Here is an 18,087-nt window from a genome sequence, read left to right as displayed (position 1 = left end):
ACACCACGTTCCGACAAGCTTGCGATGCGTGAGCGTCAATCGCCGACCGGTGCGATCTCCAGCTCGGCGATCCGCTGCCAGACCGGCCGCATCGCCGCCTCCGGCTCCCGGGCGAAGACGCTGCCCCGGATCCGCACGAACACGCAGTTGCCGACCCGTTCCAGGACCGACTGCCGGCTCATGTCACTCTGCCACTGCTCCGGCCCCTGGTAAACGTCGCCGTCACACTCGATCGCCAGCCGCCGGCCGTCCGGCGCGTTCAGCACGAAGTCGATCCGGTACCCGCCGATCCGGAACTGCGGGATCGGCCGATGACCCCGGACCGCGAGCAGGCGCAGGACATCCCGTTCAAAATCGCTTTCACACCGGGCCGCCGGATCGGTCCCGGCGTTCTCGGCGGGCACATCCATCGCGTACGACAGGAGCAGCCCCCGCGCGTCATCCGCGAGCAGCGACGCCGGCCGCACCGAGTGGAAGATCCACAGCTGATCGCGCGCCCGGGACGCCGCCACGTTGATCCGCCGGTGGTAGTCGCGCTTGGTGAACGCCGCCACCCGCTGATCGTTGTCGGACACCACCATGGACACCAGCACCACGTCCCGCTCGTCGCCCTGGAACGTGTACGCGTCGCCCACCCGCAGCCGCCGCGCCTGGATCTCGTCCTCCCCGATCGCCTCCCGGATCTGGGTGAGCAGGTAGTTCGCCTGCCCGCTGCGGCTCAGCAGACTGATCACGCCGAGCGTCCGGCCGTCGTACCGCGGATCCGCCACGATCTTGGTGACCCGGTCGACGAGCGCGTCCGCCTCGGCGAGGTTGACGTCGCCGTACCCGGGCAGGTTCTGCCGGGCCCCGTCGGCGCAGTGCACGTTCCGGATCGGCACCAGCGACGACCGGTCGGCCCGCAGCGGCATGATCTTGTTGTCGTAGTAGTGCCGCGAGGAGAACTCGATGATCTGCGGCACGCTGCGGAAGTGCTCGGTCAGCAGGATCCGCTCCGGCGACCGCCGCACCGCGTGGTCGTAGAGCGACGACTCCGGATCGAAGTGCTCGGCCGACGGCACGTCGGACAGATGCCGCTGGATCAGCCCCTGCACCGGACCGACGAAGCTCAGCTGCGGGCCGATCTGCTGGTCGTCACCGACCACCACGGCCCGCTCGGCCAGCGACAGCACCGGCAGCGCGAACAGGTCCGCCTGGGACGCCTCATCGACGATCACCACGTCGAACTTCGCGCCACCGGCGAACTGCTCGATCGCCCGGTCCACCGACATCACCCAGACCGGCACGGCGCTCACCGCGGACTCCATCGCCCGCTGCGCGTGCGCCTGCCACAGCGCGGCGCTGCGGCCGGTGCCCTTACCGATCTTGCGGAGGGCGGTGGTCCAGTCGGCCAGCGCGGCGCGCCGCCGGTCGTCAAGGGCGCGGGCCACCTCGAGCCAGGCCGACGCGACCACCAGGTCACCGGTCAGCCGACGGATCTTCGCCCGGGCCCGCTCCACCCGGCGGGCCAGCACCGCCGGGTCGACGTCGCCGATCACGGTGTCGAACCAGGTCTGCGCCCGCCGCCACTCCCAGGCCTCCAGGCAGGCCTGGCCGGAGACCACCGGGTGCTCCCCGGTGGCGATCTGGGCGGCCCACTCCGGCGCGGCACCGGTCAGCCGGTCGTACATGGCGTGGAACCGCAGCACGTCCGGCTGCAGCAGGGCCACCCGGCGGACCTCGCCGACCGCCTCGTCCCACCCGTCCAGGCTCTGCCACGCCTCGGCCAGCTCCGGCCACGGCGCCAGCCGCTCGGCCACGGTCCGCTCCGCGATGTGCGCCTGGTCGAGAGCGAAGACCTCGCCGGCGCCGTCCATCATCTCGGCCACCGCCGCGAGTCGCGCGCCGTCCGACTCCAGGTCGATCTGGGGTACGCGAGCAGCCACCCGCTCCACCAGCGGAGGCCAGCGCCGCAGATCGAACTCCAGGGACCGGGCCCCCTCGGCGAGCAGCGCGCCGGCCCACACCTCCGGATCGGTCCAGCCGCCGGTCGGCTCGTCGATCCGCAGCCGGTCCACCCAGTCCGCCCACACGTCACCGAGCCGGCGGTGCGCCTGCGCGCGACGGACCCGGGCCACGACCAGATCGACGTCCTCGGCCGTACGCATCGACTCGCCGTCCACCCGGATCTGTTCGGCGACCCGGAACAACCCGGCCTGCAGCAGCCGGTTCAGCCCCTTGCCCGCGGCGAACCGCTGCCGGATCTCGGCCAGCCGGGTGAGCAGCAGGCGCGGCTCGGCGAGCAGCTCGTCACCGATCACCACCCGGTGCCCGGCCTGCTCCTTGGCGCTGGCCGCCAGCTCGTCGAGCAGCCCGGCGACGGTGGACACGTGATCGGCCCACATGGCGCGCCAGTGCTGGTCGTCCATCAGCCGGCCCAGGCGGTCGGTCCAGGTGCCCTCGCGGCGGCGCAACCAGGCATGAGCCTCCTGGAGATCACTGACCAGCTCGAGGTGCGCGGCGCGCTGCTCACGTCGTACCGAAGCAAAATCAACGCCCTGGTCCGCCAACCGGGACAGGCGCTCCTCCGCCGCGCTGATCTCGGCCCGCCGGGCCGCCGTCGTGGCGGCATGCGGCAAATCCATGATCTCCGGCAGCGGCCGCATCGACGCCGCACGATCCTCCGGCGTCAGCCGGGCGGACAGTTTGAGCAGCGTGGCGAAGTCCTCGATGGTCAGCGGCGGCGGACCGGAAACCGGATCCGGGATGCCGCCGTGCGCCGCGGCACGCTCCCGCAGCCACGCGCCGACCTCCGCCGGCAGCAGGCTCACCCCACCGATCTGGTACGTCGTCGCCTCGCTCTCGGCGATCAGCCGCAGGCCCGCCGTCGCGTGGGTCAGCTCGTGCTCGGCCTCCTCCAGGCTCGCGGTGAGCCGCTCCACCCGGCGCGCCTCGGCCTGTTTGTCCAGCGTCGCCGCCCGGTCGGAGAGCTCCCGCGCGGCCAGCTGCAACTGCACGAGCTGGTCGGTGGTGCGGCCGAGAACCGCGAGGCAGAGCGCCTGCACCTCGGGCGGCAAGCCGTCGCGGAGCACCCGGAGCGGCTCCTCCTTCTGCGCGACCACCAGCACCCGCTTGCCGTTCGCCATCAGATGGCAGATCAGGTTGCGGATGGTGTGCGTCTTGCCGGTGCCGGGCGGGCCCTGCACCGCCACGTTCCGGTGCTGGGCCAGCCGGCGGGCGATCGACTCCTGCGCCTCGTTCGTCGGGAGCGGCATGAGCAGGCGCTCGCCGACCCGGTCCCAGGTCTCTGGATGATCGTCGGGCATGGCCAGGCGGCTCGGCTCGTGCGCCAGGATCGCGGCGAGGGCGCCGACCCCCTCGGTACCGCGGTTCTCGGTCAGCCGGTTGCGGAGATTCTCCAGGAAACCGCGGAGCTGACGCTGGCGGGGACGGGCGAAGAGAACGGCAGAATCTCGTACAAAAGTGGTCTTGGGTTTGTCCTCAGCGGTCGTGACCACCAAGCGGTCGTGACCGAGACGGGTCAGCGCGCGCTCGAAGAACTCGCGGCGCTCCAGCTCGTTCCAGAGATCGACCTCGACCACGCCGCCGGGGCCGGCCAAGCCCTGCAGCTGGCTGAGATGACGCTCGTCGAGACCGTGCAGGGCGTCGGTCTGCAGCCGGGACGGTCCGGCCGGAGCGACGCTGATCAGGGCGCGGTCCGGGTCGTATTCGATCAGTACCGGGGTGGCGACCAAGGGGTAGCGGACCCGGGCGCCGTCGATCGTGGTCTCCAGGATGCCGTGGCCCCAGACCAGCTCGGTGGTGGTGGCGGCCATGTCCAGCTGATGCATCCGGTCGAAGAGACGGCGGTGCAGGTCACGGGTCTGCTCGGCGGCGGCGGTGCGGAGGGACCAGGGGCGCCAGGTGTGGTCGCGCCAGGTGTCGAAGTCGTCCTCGGTCTCCATTTTTACGGACGCCGGCTCGTTCTTTTCGGCCGGTGGTGCGGTGGGTTCGGTGGTGGCGGTGATGTCGCCGCGGAGCCGGCGGCGGAGGGCGGCCGGGACCGTCACCGGGGGAGGCAGCTCAGGGCGGCCGACCCGCAGCCAGGCGGCGCCGTCCGCGCCCGGGCCGGTCAGGCAGTCCGGATGCGCCGGCAGCTCGTCGAGCCAGTGGGCGTCGGAGGGCAGGGTGCGGGCCGGGCGGTCCATCTGGGCGCGCACCGCAAGCAGGTAGTCGGCGACCGCGACAGCCCGGTCCCGGATCGTCGTGGGCGACTCCATCCGGTGAAGTCTAGAGGCGGTCGCGGCAATCGGTGAGTGCGGTTGGGGGGTGGATTCCGCCTGGCCTTGCGGGGTTTCCGGATCCCGCGGGCCGCGGCCCCGCCCCGCCTCCGGGCCGCGGTCGGATCGACGCCAACGGCAACGCGGGCCCGTTCCGCCGTCCCGGACGTCAAACGGTCAGCCTGCGGTGCTTGGCAGGCTGACCGTTTTCGATCGGGGTTGGGGCTACCGGCCCGGAGGTGGAGCCGGTGGACGCCGCCCAGGGCGGCGGGCGGCATCCACCTGGCGGCTCCGGCCCGCCACGGGCGGAGGATCAGGGAAACTGCATGCGCCGGGGGCGCGGGATGACCGGCGGCGGGAGCGGCAGGTCGTCGAGGTGGCTCCAGTAGAGAGTGCCGTTGTCGGTGGACTTGACCTCGCCGAGGCAGGCGCGGAGCAGTCCCAGATTGGGCGCACCGGCGAAACCGGCGATGACCACCTCGGGCTTGGGGTCGATCTGGGCGATGGCCGCGCAGATCTTGGCGACCTCGCGTTCGTCGACCGCGTCGAGCGGCAGTGGCGACTCCACCGGGGAGCGGCGCCACGGCGGGCCGAACCGGCCGAGCAACTCGCGGGCGAGCCGGCCGAACGAGCGGCCGACCTCGGCATCCGCCATCGAGAGGCGGGCCGACTGGCCGTAACACCACGGCACCACGATATGGCCGTTGATCAGGACCAGCTGATAGACCGACCGGGGGACGCTGATGATCTCGGCACCCGGCAACGTGCCCAGGAAGAGAACCAACTCCTCATAGGGCAACGGCCACCGCGGATTGCCCAGCACGCGCTCCACGGTCTGCGTCATGGCCGGGCGTGCGTGCACCTCACGGTCGATTGCCGTGCTCAGGGCCTCCGGGACCCGGGTCCACAGCTCGTCGGCGACCTTGTCGCCGAACTGTTCGACCAGCCAATCACTCGGACCGACGAGTACGTCTGGACGCATTCCCCACCACCACCGTCCGTGATGTCGACGTCACTGCTGGCTAGAAGAGTTGCACTTCCGATGATCGACTGGAAGGGGCCGCAACGAGATCATAAAAACAAGCATGAATGAAATCTCGCATGTCGATCAAAGGTTAGCCACCACGCCGGGGCATCGAGCCGAGAGGAGGCGAAACCTGCAACTTGCGCGGCGAACCGCACACGCAAGTTGCAGGCCGGCTTCGCTATTCCTCCGCACCCGATATTCAACACCCGACTTATTTCCGACCGGTGACGAAGAAGCAAACATCCTTTCACCCTCCATGATCAAACAGTCCGCCACCTGCACGACGGTGAACCGAATGATCATCTTGCCGGACCGCTCCGAAGTGGAGGCGGCGGATGGAAAAACGTTCCAAGTGCTGTATCCCGCTTTCATCGAGATCCACACACCCGGAACCGGGACGCGACAACCGGGCAAACCCCTGACCTCTGCGCAACTCGAGACAGCCGAGTGTCAGATTCCCGTCAGAACATCTGTTCTCTGATCAAATACTCGCTGCAAACGCTCTCAGAACAACCACTCGCCCCGTCGGCCCCATCTCGATCTTGCAGAGTCGCACGGCGCGGCGTGAGCCGCTGCTCCGGTACACAATGGACCTTCGCCGACGCCCGCCGGGGGACGCGGAACCGGTGCCGGAAGAACCGCCCCGGCAGGCCCGGCGAGCCCCCGGTCCGACTCCTCGAGGCACCCTGTCAAGTGCCAGCCGGACGACGCCGAAGAATCCCGCGCGCCCCGCGTCGGCCAGAAATTGCCGGACACTCTCCGGCGAACTCCCAGTTCCGCACATTTCAGTGCCACCGCCGAACCGATGCGGGCAATTATGTTCCGTTTTCGATCGGCGAGCCGGAGATGCCGATCGGGAATCGGGAAACGCGCGCCAGCGGAAATGGAAGCGGTACAGAAAGCGAAACGCCAGCACAGCGAGTGACCATCGAGCTGCCGGTCAGGCCCAGGCCGTCACCGACTGCGGGGGCGCCGGGCGACTCCCGGTGCGCCGTTTGCGACGCGTTATCGCTGGCTGGCGCGTTCTCCACAGATCTCCCGCCGAGAAAGCTCCCCGCGCAGGCACGAAGCGCAGGCTGCGTGGGGACTTTCGGCGCGCAACGCACCACAACTCCCCACGCAAGCACCGGACACACGCAGCGTGGGGACTTTCGGTGCGGAGCGCACCACAACTCCCCACGCAAGGACCGGACACAGGCTGCGTGGGGACTTTCGGTGCGGAGCGCACCTACAACTGGGCTAGTGGGGGGTGACGGTGTCCCAGGAGTGGTTGAAGGCTTCTGGGGGGAGTTGCCAGTCGCGGAGGACGGCGAGGAGTTCGGTCTCGCCGGCTGCCTCGGCGTGGCGGATCCGGACCGGGTGCAGGGCCTGGTCGTAACCCTCCAGGTGGTCGGCCTCGTACTCCCACTGGGTGATCAGGAAGCTGCGGGTGGGGTCGCTGCGGGCCGCGCCGGCCTGGAGCGCCGCGGTGTCGGCGGGGGCGCCGCTGGGCACGATGTGCACGAAGGACCAGCGGTGCGGCAGCGAGGCCGGGACCAGTACGGCCAGCCGTCGGCCGAGTCGCAGCGCCGCCAGTTTGGCGGGCGGCCACTCCCATTCACCATGATCCATGACAGGGCGCAGCGTACCCAGTGGAAGGCGCCGGGCGCGGGCGCACCCCGTACGTCGGAGGGGTTTTGTCGGTGGGCCGCGCTACCGTGCCCGGGTGAGTTCAGTCAGCCCGGCCGAGGAGGCCGCCGCCGTGATCGCCGCGGTGCTCGGTGACCTTCACTCCGGCCGGCACCGGGGCGTGGTCGTCGACTCGCCGCCCGGCGCGGGCAAGTCGACGCTCGTGGTCAGGGCGGCCGGAGAGCTGGCCGCGACCGGCGCGCCGCTGATGATCGTGGCGCAGACCAACGAGCAGGTCGACGACCTGATCGAGCGGCTCGGCACGCGCTCCCCCGAGGTCACCGTCGGCCGGTTGTCCGCGGTCGACTACGTGCGCACCGACCGGGTCAAGGACCATCCGAGTTGCCGGGTCGCCGCCAAGGTGGCCGATCTCGCCTCGCCGGCGATCACCATCGGGACGGCCGCCAAGTGGGCCACCATCACCGAGGGCAGCTGGCCCTGGGCGATCGTCGACGAGGCCTATCAGATGCGGTCGGACGCGCTGTTACGCGTCGCGCCGCGGTTCGAGCGGGCGCTGTTCGTGGGGGATCCCGGTCAGCTCGACCCGTTCTCCACCGTCGAGGTGGAGCGCTGGACCGGCCTGTCCTGGGATCCGATGCAGAGCGCGGTCGCCGTGCTGCTGCGGCACAACCCGGAGCTGCCGGTGCATCGGCTGCCGGTGTCCTGGCGGTTGCCGGCGTCCGCCGCGCCGGTGGTGGCCGAGGCTTTCTATCCGTTCACCGGCTTCCGCTCCGGCACCGGCCCGGGTGAGCGCACGCTGCACTTCGAGCGACCCGCCGAGAACCCGCTCGACCAGGTGCTGGACACCGCCGCGGCAACCGGCTGGGGGCTGCACGAGCTGCCGGCCCGGTTCACCGTGCGTACCGACGCGGAGGCCGCCGCGGCCTGTGCCCGGCTCGCCGCCCGCGCCCTGGCCCGGGGCGGGATGGCCGGCTCCGAGGCGGGCACCGGCGCACTCACGCCGAACCGGATCGCGATCGGCGCCGCGCACCGCGACCAGGCCGCGGCGATCCGTGCGCTGCTGCCCCCGGAGGCGGCCGGCATCACCGTCGACACCGCCAACCGGCTGCAGGGCCGGGAGTACGACCTGACCGTCGTCCTGCACCCGCTCTCCGGCCGGCGCGACGCCACCGCCTTCCACCTGGAGTCCGGCCGGCTCTGCGTGCTCACCTCGCGGCACCGGCACGCCTGCGTGGTGGTGGCCCGCTCGGGCATCCCCGAGCTGCTCGACGCGCACCCCTCGACCGAGCCGGTGCACCTCAACGTGCCGGTCAAGTTCCCGGACGGATGGGAGGCGAACCAATCGATGCTCGCGCATTTATACAGGTCGTAACCCACAGGTAACCGTCGATCCGGCTACCGTGGGACGATGACGCCCAAAGGGGCTTATCAGCCGATTCTCCGGCCACGTCGAGGCGAGTTCGCAGCCCTGGCGCACCTCTCCCCCGACGAGGCCGGCCGGGTCACGCCGGTCGTCGAGCTCGATCCGGCGATCGACATCGTTCCGCTGGTCCGGGAGCTGCGACCACGTACCGGGGTGCTGGCGCTGGACTTCGGCAACGTGCCGGAGCCACCCCACCCGGCGGAGCAGCCCCTGGCCCTGGCGGAACGGCTGGCCCGGCTGGGAGTGGCGACGATGCCGGTGCTGAGGCCGTACGAAAGCAATCGCCGCCTGGTGGCCCACGGTCTGGCCGCGCGGATGAATCAGCGACGGGCGATGCTGCGGCTGCAGCCGCACGTCGACGCCGGGAATCCGGCGCGGGCCGACGCCGTCACCGACCACATCCTGGCCGCCACGGCGCTCGAGCACGGCGACGTCGACCTGATCATCGATCTGGCCGAGACCGCCTGCCGGTCGCATGCCGACGAGGTCGAGGAGCGGGCCCGCCGGGTGCTGCGCTGGGCCCGGACCCTGCCGTGGCGATCGGTGAGCGTGGCGTCCGGCGCGATGCCGCCCAACCTGGACGAACTGCCCACCGACCGGCCGGTCGCGGTGGGCCGGCTGGACGCGCGGGTGTGGGCGCGGCTCGACGAGTCCGGGATCGGGTACGCGGACTACGGCGTGACGTCCCCGGTGCGGCGGCTCGGCGTGCAGCACCACCGGCAGCTGCCGACGCTGCGCTACACCACCGACCGGGACTGGTGGATCTATCGCTGGGCGCGGCGCGGCGGCCGTAGCGACGATCGCTGTCACGACCTGTGCCGGGCCCTCGTCACCTCGCCGCAGTGGCCGGCCGCGGGCGCCCGGTTCTCCTGGGGCGACGCCGAGATCGCCCGGCGGGCGCGCACCGCCCGGGGCGCGGGCAGCTCGGCGAGCTGGATCGCATGGAGCACATCGCACCACATCTCCCATGTGCTGCGGGCGCTGCCGGAGGCCTGATTTTGTCGTACGCTTGTTCTAATGTCGCTCATGGCTGCCCTCGCGTACGCCCGGCACGGCATCCCGGTGCTGCCGGTGCACACGCCTGCCCAGGGTGGTGTCTGTTCCTGCGCGAGAGGAGCCCGATGCGACAGTCCCGGCAAGCATCCCCGGCTGCGGCACGGACTGACCGAGGCGAGCACCGACCCGCATGTGATCACCCTCTGGTGGACGCACTGGCCGCAGGCCAACGTGGGGCTGCGCACCGGCGTGGTCATGGACGTCGCCGACGTCGACTCGGCGCAGGGCTGGCACGGGCTGCGCCACCTGCTCGGTGACGAGATGCCGCCCGGCCCGCAGGTGCGGACCGGCGGGGGCGGCCGCCACCTGTGGTTCCAACCGACCGGTCACGGCAACCGGGTGCATCTCGTGCCCGGACTGGACTGGCGCGGCGCCGGTGGGTATGTGCTGGCGCCGCCGTCCCGGCACGTGGCCGGGACCGGGTACACCTGGATCCGGCGGCCGGGCTCGGCGCTGCCGGTCATCCCGGCGCCGCTGCGGGACCTGATCGCCGGGCCGCCGCCGGCGCCGCCGCAGCCGATCGCCCACCCCGATCGGTACGCGGAGGTTGTGCTGGAGGCGGAGTCCGATCGGGTCGCCCGAGCCGCGGTGGGCTGCCGGAACGACACGTTGAACCGGGCGGCGTTCGCGCTGGGCCGGTTCGTGGGGGCGGGGCTGCTCGACGCCGGGGAGGTGCATCGGGAGTTGGCGGCCGCGGCGCGGCGTGCGGGGCTGGGGCCGGGGGAGATCGAGGGGACGATCCGGTCGGGGCTGCGGGCAGGGGTTCGGCATCGTTTCGAGAATCCTGGGCGGGCGGCGTGAGCGGGGGCGGGCTGGGTGTGAGGGGTGTGTCCGGGGTGTCGAGACACCCCTGGAAGCCAGCCGGCCTCCTGACGGGCGGGCGGGGCGGGGGACACAGGTGGGGTGGGTGGTGGTTGTGGGGAGGGTCACTGTGGGGGTGGTGGTGTGGGAGGGGGCTGAGCTGCGGGGATGGCCCGGATGAGGGGGAAAGGGTGACCGATCGGGCTAGCGGAAACGGATGATCGGGTCGCTGACGTGCGGGTTCTGATGGGCCGCGCGCCGGTAGCCTGACAGGCGACCGGCCGGGGGGCGATGGTGCTGCAGTGGGACGTCATCGGCGACGCCGAGCAGAGTGTGCTCGCTGATCCGGTGCGCCTGCGTTCGGTGCGGCGGCTGGGCGGCGCCGGGCCTGACGAGGCGTTCGACCGGGTGGCGATGCTGGTCCGCATGCTGGTGGACGCCCCGCTCGGGGTGGTTTGCCTGGTGGACGCCGAGAATCAGTACCTGGCCGGCCAGGTCGGCATGCCCGAGCCGATCGCCAGCGAGCGCACCATGCCGCTGACCCACTCGTTCAGCCGGCACGTGGTGGTGGCCGGCGAAATGCTGATCATTCCGGATGTCCGGGTGGACCCGCGGACCCGCGGCAACCCGTCGATCGAGCAGCTCAGCGCGATCTCGTACGCCGGAGTGCCGATCACCGACCCGGACGGGCTCGTGGTGGGCGCGCTGGGCGCCGTGGACCACGAGCCCCGGGAGTGGACACCGAGCGAGATCACGCTGCTCACCGAGCTGGCCGAGGTCTGCTCGTCGGAGGTGTGCCTGCGGATCGCCCGGGCCACGGCCGAGGAGAGCCGCCGGGCCGCCGAGTCCGCCCACCACCAGCTGGCGCTGCTCACCGACCTGACCGAGTCGCTGGCCGCGACGATGGACCTGGACGAGGCGATGCGCCGGCTCGGGCGGATCGTCACGGCGCAGCTGGCCGACTGGTGCGTGGTGACGTACGCCGACGAGCCGAAGGGCGCGCCGCAGGTCAGCGCGGCGCACCGGGATCCCGGGCGGGCGGCCGACATGGCCCGGCTGGCGACTCTGGCGGCTCGCTCACGTACCGACCTTGAGGCGATCATGCGGGCGACCCGGCGGGACGGCGGTTATCCGGTGCGCCGGCTCGACGGCTCGGCGAAGCTGCGCGACCAGCTCACCGACGCCGAGATCGCGGAGCTCGCGATGGCGGCTGGGCTCGGCTCGTCGATGGTCGCGCCGATCATCTCGCCGGTGCATCGGCTGGTGCTGGGCGCGGTGCTGCTGGTCAACGGGCCGGACCGGGCGCCGTTCAGCGCCGCCGACGAACGCATCGCCGCGGAGATCGGCCGCCGGGCCGGGCTGGCGGTGGAGAACAGCCGGCTCTATCGGGAGCAGCGGCACGTCGCCGAGGTGCTGCAGCGCAGCCTGCTCACCGAGCTGCCGCAGCTGCCCGGGGTGGAGCTGCACGCCCGCTATCTGCCGGCGCAGGACGGTGCCGCGGTCGGTGGCGACTGGTACGACGCGTTCGCCCAGCCGGACGGCAGCGTGATGGTCGCGGTCGGCGACGTGTCCGGGCACGACATCGAGGCCGCCGCGACCATGGGGCAGCTGCGGAACCTGGTGCGGGGGAACGCGTACGGGCGGGACGACGAGCCCGGCGTCCTGCTCACCCAGCTGGACCAGGCGCTGTGCGGACTGCGGGTGCCGGCCTCGGCGACCGCGGTGCTGGCCCGGGTCCGGCAGTCCTGGTCGGGGTATTCGATAAGTTTCGCCAACGCCGGCCACCCGCCGCCGCTGCTGCTCCTGCCGGACGGCCGGGTGCAGGTCTGGTGGATCCCGCCGGAGCCGCTGCTCGGGCTGCCGCCGCACCAGGCGCGCACGTCCACGGTCCGGTATGTGCCGCCCGGTTCCACGCTGTTGCTCTACACCGACGGCCTGGTCGAGGACCGGGAACAGCTGCTGGACGACGGGGTGGCCCGGCTCGCCGAGGTGCTCCGGACCAGCGCGGTCTATCCGGGCGACGAGCTGTGCGCCCGGCTGCTGGAGGTCGCCCCGCGCCGCAGCGACGACATCGCCCTGCTGCTGGTCCGGCTGACCGGCGAGGTAGCGCCCGGCTGAGGCGCCGCGCGAGCCCGCAGTCGATCAAAGCAACAGGCAGGACCGCAGTGGGTCAAGGCCGCCAACAAGATCAAATCCGCCGGTGAGATAGCCGCCGGCAAGATCAAGGCGGCCAGGCATCAGCGGCCGGGGAGATAGCGGCCAGGGAGATAGCGGCCGGGGAGATAGCGGCCGGGGAGATAGCGGCCGGGGAGATAGCGGCCGGGGAGATAGCGGCCGGGGAGATAGCGGCCGATCAGAGGGGTGGCTCGGCGAGCACCGGTGGGCCGCCATGCGTCCACGGCGTCTCCGCCGGGTCCGGCAGCGCGCCGCTCCGCCGGAACTCCTCGCTCAGCGTGGTCAGCATCAGCCGCTCGCCCACCGCGGGCACACTTCCCGGCTCGGCGACCAGCTTGCGCCCCATCCCTCCGGACAGCTCCAGCAGCACGTCGGACTCCCCCGCCACCCCGGCCGGCGCGACCGACACCACGCGCGCCTTCTGACCGGGCCGCGACGGTGAGGTCAGCGACGTACCCGGCTCCACCCGGACCACCTCCGCGGTCCGCACCATGATCCGGGGCCGCAGCACCGGCCGTTTGCCGCTGTCGTCGATCCGGTCCGGCGCCGCGAGGGTCACCGTCCCGGCGAACGCCGCACCGGCCAGCCGGTACTCGGCCAGCACCAGCGGGTCGTCGAAGGCCCGCTGCACCGCGTACCGGGAGGCCGCGCTCTCCAGCCGCTGCAGCCGCGCGGCCGCGGCGACCGCGCCGTCCCGACGGGGCTGCGGCGCGCCGCCCTCCGCCACGTGCTGGGCGAACGCCGTGTAGACGTCCTTGTCCGAGTCCCACCGCGTCGCCACCCGCTCCCCGACCGGCAGCCGGCGCAGCAGGGTCATGGTCCGCCACATCCGGTCCCAGGTGGGCAGCATCAGCTCGCGCAGCACCTCGGGCAGTTCCGGCGCGTTCCGCTCGATCATCGGCGCCAGCACCCGGTTGTCGAAGTCCGGATCGGTGTCCGGCCCGGCGACCGGACCGTTCTCCACCTCCCGGGCCGCTTCCGCGCCCGATTCGATCCAGGCCAGGAGTACGCCGAGCTGAGCATCCTCGGCCCCGCTCTGCCCGGTCGCCCAGTGCAGCCCGAGCGCCTGGACCGCGTTGAGCAGCAGCGCCGAGCCGGGCACCTCGGCGCTGGTGGCGAAGAACGTGAGCCACCGGCCGAGCATCGGCACACCGGCCGGCACCGGGTGCTCGCCGTCCACGGTCCGGAACCGGGTGGACCGCCCGAACAGGCGCAGGAAGTCGATGCCGCCCGGGTTCGGCACCCAGAGCTGTGGCGCGTCGGCGTACCGGGTCCGGACGTCCTTGCCCCGGTCGATCGGGATGTCCTCGGTGGCGTCGGCGAACCCGTCGACGTACGCGACGAGCAGCTGGGCCAGCCGGTCGGCGAAGGCGAACCGCTCGTTGCGGTCCCGGGGCTGGGTGACCACGAGCAGTTCCGGTTTGGCCGGGTCGGTGCCGGCCAGCGCGGCCAGCGGCGCGTTCGCCTCGCCGGCCATCGCGAGCGGGACCAGGACCATCGGGTGGTCGTGCACGTGCAGGTGGCGCACGGTGGCGATCGGCTGCGCCCGGCCGGACGCGACGGCCTGCGCCCGGGCGAGCGCGGTGAGCGTGCTCAAGAAGCGGCCGTCCCGACAGAGGCGGCCGTCCCGAGAGAGGCGCCCGGCCCGAGAGAGGCAGGCGGCCCGAGAGAAGCGCCCGGCCCGAGCGCTTCCTCCCGCAACCGCAGCGCGGTCCGCAGCAGCGCGGCGGATTCGGCCTGGTCAGGACTCGGTTCCTGCGATCCGGACGCGAGGGCCAGCACCTCGTGCACGCTCTCGATCCCGCCCAGCGCCTCCCGCACCGGCCGGCCCAGCGACCCGGTCGTCCCGGTCGCCTCGTCCCGGCAGAACATCGAGAGTTCGCAGGTGGAGAGGCACTCCGGCGCATACCGCGGCGTCACCTCGCCGAGCGACGCGGTCAGCTCCTCGGCCGGCCGGGCCAGGTCGAACGTCAGCCCGGGCGGCAGCGCGTCGATCAGTTCGCCGACCGAGGCCAGCCGGGACAGCTGCCGGCGCAGGGTGGAGAGCTGCTTGCGGACGTCCAGCTTGACCGCCATCGGGCGCATCGCGAAGTTCTCCGGGCAGACCAGCACCACCTCGTGGTCGACCAGCAGCGGGTCCATGCCGAGCCGGCCGAGCAGGTCGCGCAGCGCGAGCACGTAGACGGCGGCCTGGGTCGCGGCCGCGGAGACCTTGGCGCTCTCCGCCTGCCCGTCGACGATCGCGAACGACTTGATCTCGACGACCTGCAGGCGGCCGTGGTGCGCGTAGGCCACCAGGTCCGGCTCGAGGTAGACGGTCTGCCCGGCCACCTCGAGGGTGAGCAGCGGGTGGTCGATGAGCGCCGCCTTCGCCTCGGCGAGCAGTTTCACCGTACGGTCGTGCCGGTCGCCCAGCGTGTCGTCGGAGTCCGCGCCGAGGTCCTGGTACCCGAGTTCGGCGTCGCCGGCGCCGAGCACCGAGCGCAGCAGCGCGCAGTCGTCGGCCTTCAGCCGCGCCTCGAACGCGTTGCCCCGGGTCAGCGCGAACCGGGACTGGCCGAAGCGGCCCGGGAAGCCGATCACCTCGGCGAGTTTCACCTTGTCGATGCCGGCCGCGTCCAGCACGGCGCGCCGGTCGCAGCCCGGATTGCCGGTCAGGGCGGAGATCGTCCGCGCGTTGTGGCGCTTGGCCTTGTTGGCAGGGCCGCGCAGCTGGTCAAGCCGGGTCATCAGAGCCGTTCCGATCGCGTCAGGACTACGGAGAAATCGCGTCAGGACTTCGGAGAGATCGAGTCGGGGCTTCGGAGATCGAGTCGGGGCTGAACAAAAGGGCTGAACGAGGACTGAACAAGGGGCTGAACAGAATGAGACTGTAGATCTTTGTACCCGGCGGCGGCAATCGCACCACGTTTCACCCGCGAGAGGTGAATAAAACGCGCATATCAGTCACAAACCCGACGGCGCGCTAGGTTCGGGACATGCCGAAGGCCATCTGGAACGACGAAGTGATCGCGGAGAGCGAAGACACCGTGGTGCTCGAGGGGAATACCTACTTCCCGCGAGCCTCGGTGCGCGAGGACGTGCTCATCCCCTCCGACACGCACACCGTCTGCCCCTGGAAGGGCAAGGCGTCGTACTACACGCTGCGAGCCGAGGGACAGACGGCGGCGGACGCCGCCTGGTACTACCCGGATCCGAAACCGGACGCGTCAGCGGTCCGCGACCGCGTGGCCTTCCGCAAAGACGTGAAGGTGGAGATCTAGTCCCATTCGCGAGGCCCATTCACGCGATGCGCGGATGGGCCTCCTCGATCGCGGTGACCTCGAGATAGTCCAGCATGTCGTGCTGCTCCTCGGGATCCAGCGCCCGGAAGGCGGCATACGCCTCGGTCCGGGCGTTCGTCGTCTCCGCGGCCAGCAGCGCGATGATCGCCGACCAGGCCAGCGACACCCGGTCGAAGAGCCGCGCCCGGCGCAGCGAGGTGAGCCGGGTCAGCATCGCCACCTTGGTGACCGCGTCGTCGTCGGTCGCCACCCGGTCGTTGAGCTCGAAGAGCGCGCGGCCGCGATAGGGGTGCTCGGCCTCGACCATCCGGGCCAGCTCGGCGTTGTCCATCTGCTCGACCAGCGGCGCAGGCCCGCGCTGCGGCAGGCGTGGCCGGGGGCCCGGTTCAGCGTGCACGGCTGTCCCTCCCACTCTCGAAGCCGTTGCCCGGCACCTGGTGCGGCAGCGTGGGAACGGCCGCGAAGGACGGGAACGGCGGTGCCGCCGGCATCACCGGAGCCTCGGCTTCGGCCAACTCGGCCGCCTCGACCGCATCCGCCGCCCTACCGGCGTCCAGATCTCCACCCAGCACGTTTTAGCCCTCCGTTACCGACTTGCGATGATGACGTCCCATGAGATCACGGCCACGCCACTCCCGCGAGCACCCACCGTAGCGACTCCCGGCGCTCACTCGACCCGACGACCGTCGTAACCTTCAGGCAACGCATCGACGACCACGATCGAGGGGGTGCCGTGGAGACGAGTCAGCCGGACGACGGACCCACGCCGGAGTGGCGATCCGCGATGATCGACGTCTCCGACTCCACCCTCGCCGAGCTGGTCGCCCGCGACGACTCAGCGCTGACCCACTGCCTGCGCCGCCTCGCCGACGACCTGGCCGGCCCGAGCGAGCAGATCGCCGGCTTCAACTCGGCGCTCTGACCGGCCGGTTCCCGTTGCGCCCGTTCCGGATCGCCGACGCCGACCTCGCCGACCTCGGCGCCGGCCGGCCCTCGTCCGGCACTCTCGGCCTGCTGCGCAGAGCGCAGCTGAGCCGCCATCTGCTCCTCTTGCTGCAGCTGCGGCGCGCGGTTCCTGACAACCCTGTTTGGTACGTACGGTCCGGCACGATGACCGCGGCCGCCTTCGGTACGCGCGCCGCCGATCCGATGACCGGCCTGTGGGCGGCCCGAGTCCTGGCCACCGTGTGCTCCGAGCGTGCACCCGGCTGGGCGAACGCGCTCGGTGACCTCCCGGCACCGGCCGGGCACCCACTCACCGTCACGCACGCCGGGCGCGCGCTGGCGGTCCGCCTGGACGACAGCACCCCGTTCCGGCACCTGCTCGGCCTGGCGCCGACCGGCCCGCTCGCCCCCGGCGAGGTCGCGCACTGGCGGGCCAGCCTGGACGCGGCCTGGCGCATCCTGGTCACCGGGCACCCGGCGGCGGCCGGCCTGCTCACCGAGGTGCTGCGGGTGATCGTCCCGGCCCGGCCGGATCCGCTCGCCGAGGGGGTCAGCGCGACGTCGGCGGAGGCGTTCGGCGCGATCGCGATGTCCGCGCCGGTCACCGGCGCCGGGCTCGCGGTGGCCCTGCTGCACGAGACCCAGCACAGCGTCCTGAACGCGGTGCACGGCCTGTTCGAGCTGGTCGAGCCGGGTGCGGGGCTGCGGTACTCGCCGTGGCGCGAGGACCCGCGACCCGCCTACGGCGTTCTGCACGGGGTCTACGCGTTCCTGGCCGTGACCCGGTTCTGGCGCGCCGAACTCGCCCGGGGCGCCGGCGGGACCGAGGCGGCGTTCGAGTTCGCCCGCTGGCGGGTGGCCGTGTACGAGACCGCCGGGGAACTGCTCGGCGGCGGCGTGCTGACCCCGGCCGGGGCCCGGCTGGTGACCGCACTGCGGGACGAGGTCGAACCCTGGCTGACCGAGCCGGTCGACACCGAGGTGGTGCGCCTCGCCGGCCTGGCCCGAGCCGATCACCGGGCCCGCTGGCGACTGCGGAACCTGACCGTCGCCCCAGACGACGTCACCGCCCTGGCCGGGGCGTGGCGGGCCGGGCACCCGGCGCCCGCGGTGGACTCCACGGTGACCGCGACCGCGCCGGCGGCCCGGCCGAGCGCCCGGCTGCGCCTGATCCGGGCGGTGTTGCGCGGGGACCGGCCGGCCGACGCGCCGGACGGTGAGCTGGCCTGCCTGGACGGGCGGTGGACGAGCGCGCTCCGATCGTACGAAACAGGTCTGGATCTTGACGAGGAGACGGTCTGGAGCGGCCTTGCCCTCGTCTCGCCGCATCTCGCCCTGCGCCGCCGGCCGGAGCTGGTCCGGGCCGCGGCGCTGGCCGTGCCCGAAGCGGACATCGCGGACCTGGCCGCCTGGCTCTCGGCCTGAGCCGGACCCGCGGACCGAAACCGCGAAACGATCCGGGCCGAAACAGCGAAACCCGCGGGACAT

The 18,087-nt window shown here is 72.1% G+C and carries 13 protein-coding genes; 7 read left to right on the top strand and 6 right to left on the bottom strand.

Going from position 1 to position 18,087, the window contains the following annotated elements; all coding sequences use genetic code 11:
• Positions 1–35: 35 nt before the first annotated feature.
• The 3 genes from Apa02nite_RS11725 to Apa02nite_RS11715 form a co-directional block, all read right to left on the bottom strand.
• Positions 36–4,259, bottom strand: a complete 4,224-nt coding sequence (locus tag Apa02nite_RS11725; protein WP_203825072.1) for a PDDEXK-like endonuclease domain-containing protein — start codon at positions 4,257–4,259, stop codon at positions 36–38.
• 313 nt (positions 4,260–4,572) lie between these two features.
• Positions 4,573–5,241, bottom strand: a complete 669-nt coding sequence (locus tag Apa02nite_RS11720; protein WP_203825071.1) for a hypothetical protein — start codon at positions 5,239–5,241, stop codon at positions 4,573–4,575.
• 1,284 nt (positions 5,242–6,525) lie between these two features.
• A complete protein-coding gene (locus Apa02nite_RS11715) occupies positions 6,526–6,897 on the bottom strand; it encodes a hypothetical protein (protein WP_203825070.1) in 372 nt (123 codons plus the stop codon).
• Positions 6,898–6,991: 94 nt separating this feature from the next.
• Between Apa02nite_RS11715 and Apa02nite_RS11710 the strand changes: the two genes are divergently transcribed.
• From Apa02nite_RS11710 to Apa02nite_RS11695, 4 genes are all read left to right on the top strand, one after another.
• Positions 6,992–8,287: an AAA family ATPase gene (locus Apa02nite_RS11710; protein ID WP_203825069.1), complete on the top strand. Its 1,296-nt coding sequence runs from the start codon at positions 6,992–6,994 to the stop codon at positions 8,285–8,287.
• A 36-nt stretch (positions 8,288–8,323) separates the two neighbouring features.
• Positions 8,324–9,334: a beta family protein gene (locus Apa02nite_RS11705; protein WP_203825068.1), complete on the top strand. Its 1,011-nt coding sequence runs from the start codon at positions 8,324–8,326 to the stop codon at positions 9,332–9,334.
• 21 nt (positions 9,335–9,355) lie between these two features.
• Positions 9,356–10,195, top strand: coding sequence for a bifunctional DNA primase/polymerase (locus Apa02nite_RS11700; RefSeq protein ID WP_203825067.1), 840 nt, complete (start codon positions 9,356–9,358; stop codon positions 10,193–10,195).
• Between the two features lie 291 nt (positions 10,196–10,486).
• On the top strand, positions 10,487–12,313 hold the full coding sequence (locus Apa02nite_RS11695) for a GAF domain-containing SpoIIE family protein phosphatase (protein ID WP_203825066.1): 1,827 nt from the start codon (positions 10,487–10,489) through the stop codon (positions 12,311–12,313).
• Positions 12,314–12,548: 235 nt separating this feature from the next.
• On the opposite strand, the gene Apa02nite_RS11690 is transcribed toward Apa02nite_RS11695, so the two are convergent.
• Both Apa02nite_RS11690 and Apa02nite_RS11685 read right to left on the bottom strand, forming a co-directional pair.
• Positions 12,549–13,967, bottom strand: coding sequence for a hypothetical protein (locus tag Apa02nite_RS11690; protein WP_203825065.1), 1,419 nt, complete (start codon positions 13,965–13,967; stop codon positions 12,549–12,551).
• Entirely contained in the window at positions 13,964–15,100 is a 1,137-nt protein-coding gene (locus Apa02nite_RS11685) for a hypothetical protein (RefSeq protein ID WP_239164260.1), read from the bottom strand. The genes Apa02nite_RS11690 and Apa02nite_RS11685 overlap by 4 nt, the downstream gene beginning before the upstream one ends.
• A 248-nt stretch (positions 15,101–15,348) precedes the next feature.
• Between Apa02nite_RS11685 and Apa02nite_RS11680 the strand changes: the two genes are divergently transcribed.
• The gene (locus Apa02nite_RS11680; RefSeq protein ID WP_067689050.1) at positions 15,349–15,633 is read left to right on the top strand and encodes a DUF427 domain-containing protein; all 285 of its coding nucleotides are present in this window, start codon (positions 15,349–15,351) and stop codon (positions 15,631–15,633) included.
• A gap of 19 nt (positions 15,634–15,652) precedes the next feature.
• Here the strand turns inward: Apa02nite_RS11680 and Apa02nite_RS11675 are convergent, their stop codons facing one another.
• Entirely contained in the window at positions 15,653–16,051 is a 399-nt protein-coding gene (locus Apa02nite_RS11675) for a hypothetical protein (protein ID WP_239164259.1), read from the bottom strand.
• Positions 16,052–16,387: 336 nt separating this feature from the next.
• On the opposite strand from Apa02nite_RS11675, the gene fxsA reads away from it, so the two are divergent.
• Together fxsA and Apa02nite_RS11665 are read left to right on the top strand one after the other, a co-directional pair.
• Entirely contained in the window at positions 16,388–16,576 is a 189-nt protein-coding gene (gene fxsA, locus Apa02nite_RS11670; RefSeq protein ID WP_067689041.1) for an FxSxx-COOH cyclophane-containing RiPP peptide, read from the top strand.
• 14 nt (positions 16,577–16,590) lie between these two features.
• Positions 16,591–18,024 carry an aKG-HExxH-type peptide beta-hydroxylase gene (locus tag Apa02nite_RS11665; RefSeq protein ID WP_203825064.1) on the top strand — a complete coding sequence of 478 codons (1,434 nt, stop codon included), beginning with the start codon at positions 16,591–16,593 and terminating at the stop codon, positions 18,022–18,024.
• Positions 18,025–18,087: the final 63 nt, after the last annotated feature.

It is taken from the genome of Actinoplanes palleronii (genome assembly GCF_016862315.1).
GTDB lineage: Bacteria > Actinomycetota > Actinomycetes > Mycobacteriales > Micromonosporaceae > Actinoplanes > Actinoplanes palleronii.
The sequence above is the reverse complement of the archived record's forward strand: the minus strand, read 5'-3'. Positions and strand labels throughout refer to the sequence as shown.

Bases quoted from the DNA above. Each gene is read 5' to 3' on its own strand.
- Apa02nite_RS11725 (WP_203825072.1), bottom strand. From the start codon at position 4,259: ATGGAGTCGCCCACGACGATCCGGGACCGGGCTGTCGCGGTCGCCGAC.
- Apa02nite_RS11720 (WP_203825071.1), bottom strand. From the start codon at position 5,241: ATGCGTCCAGACGTACTCGTCGGTCCGAGTGATTGGCTGGTCGAACAG.
- Apa02nite_RS11715 (WP_203825070.1), bottom strand. From the start codon at position 6,897: ATGGATCATGGTGAATGGGAGTGGCCGCCCGCCAAACTGGCGGCGCTG.
- Apa02nite_RS11705 (WP_203825068.1), top strand. From the start codon at position 8,324: ATGACGCCCAAAGGGGCTTATCAGCCGATTCTCCGGCCACGTCGAGGC.
- Apa02nite_RS11700 (WP_203825067.1), top strand. From the start codon at position 9,356: ATGTCGCTCATGGCTGCCCTCGCGTACGCCCGGCACGGCATCCCGGTG.
- Apa02nite_RS11695 (WP_203825066.1), top strand. From the start codon at position 10,487: ATGGTGCTGCAGTGGGACGTCATCGGCGACGCCGAGCAGAGTGTGCTC.
- Apa02nite_RS11685 (WP_239164260.1), bottom strand. From the start codon at position 15,100: ATGACCCGGCTTGACCAGCTGCGCGGCCCTGCCAACAAGGCCAAGCGC.
- Apa02nite_RS11680 (WP_067689050.1), top strand. From the start codon at position 15,349: ATGCCGAAGGCCATCTGGAACGACGAAGTGATCGCGGAGAGCGAAGAC.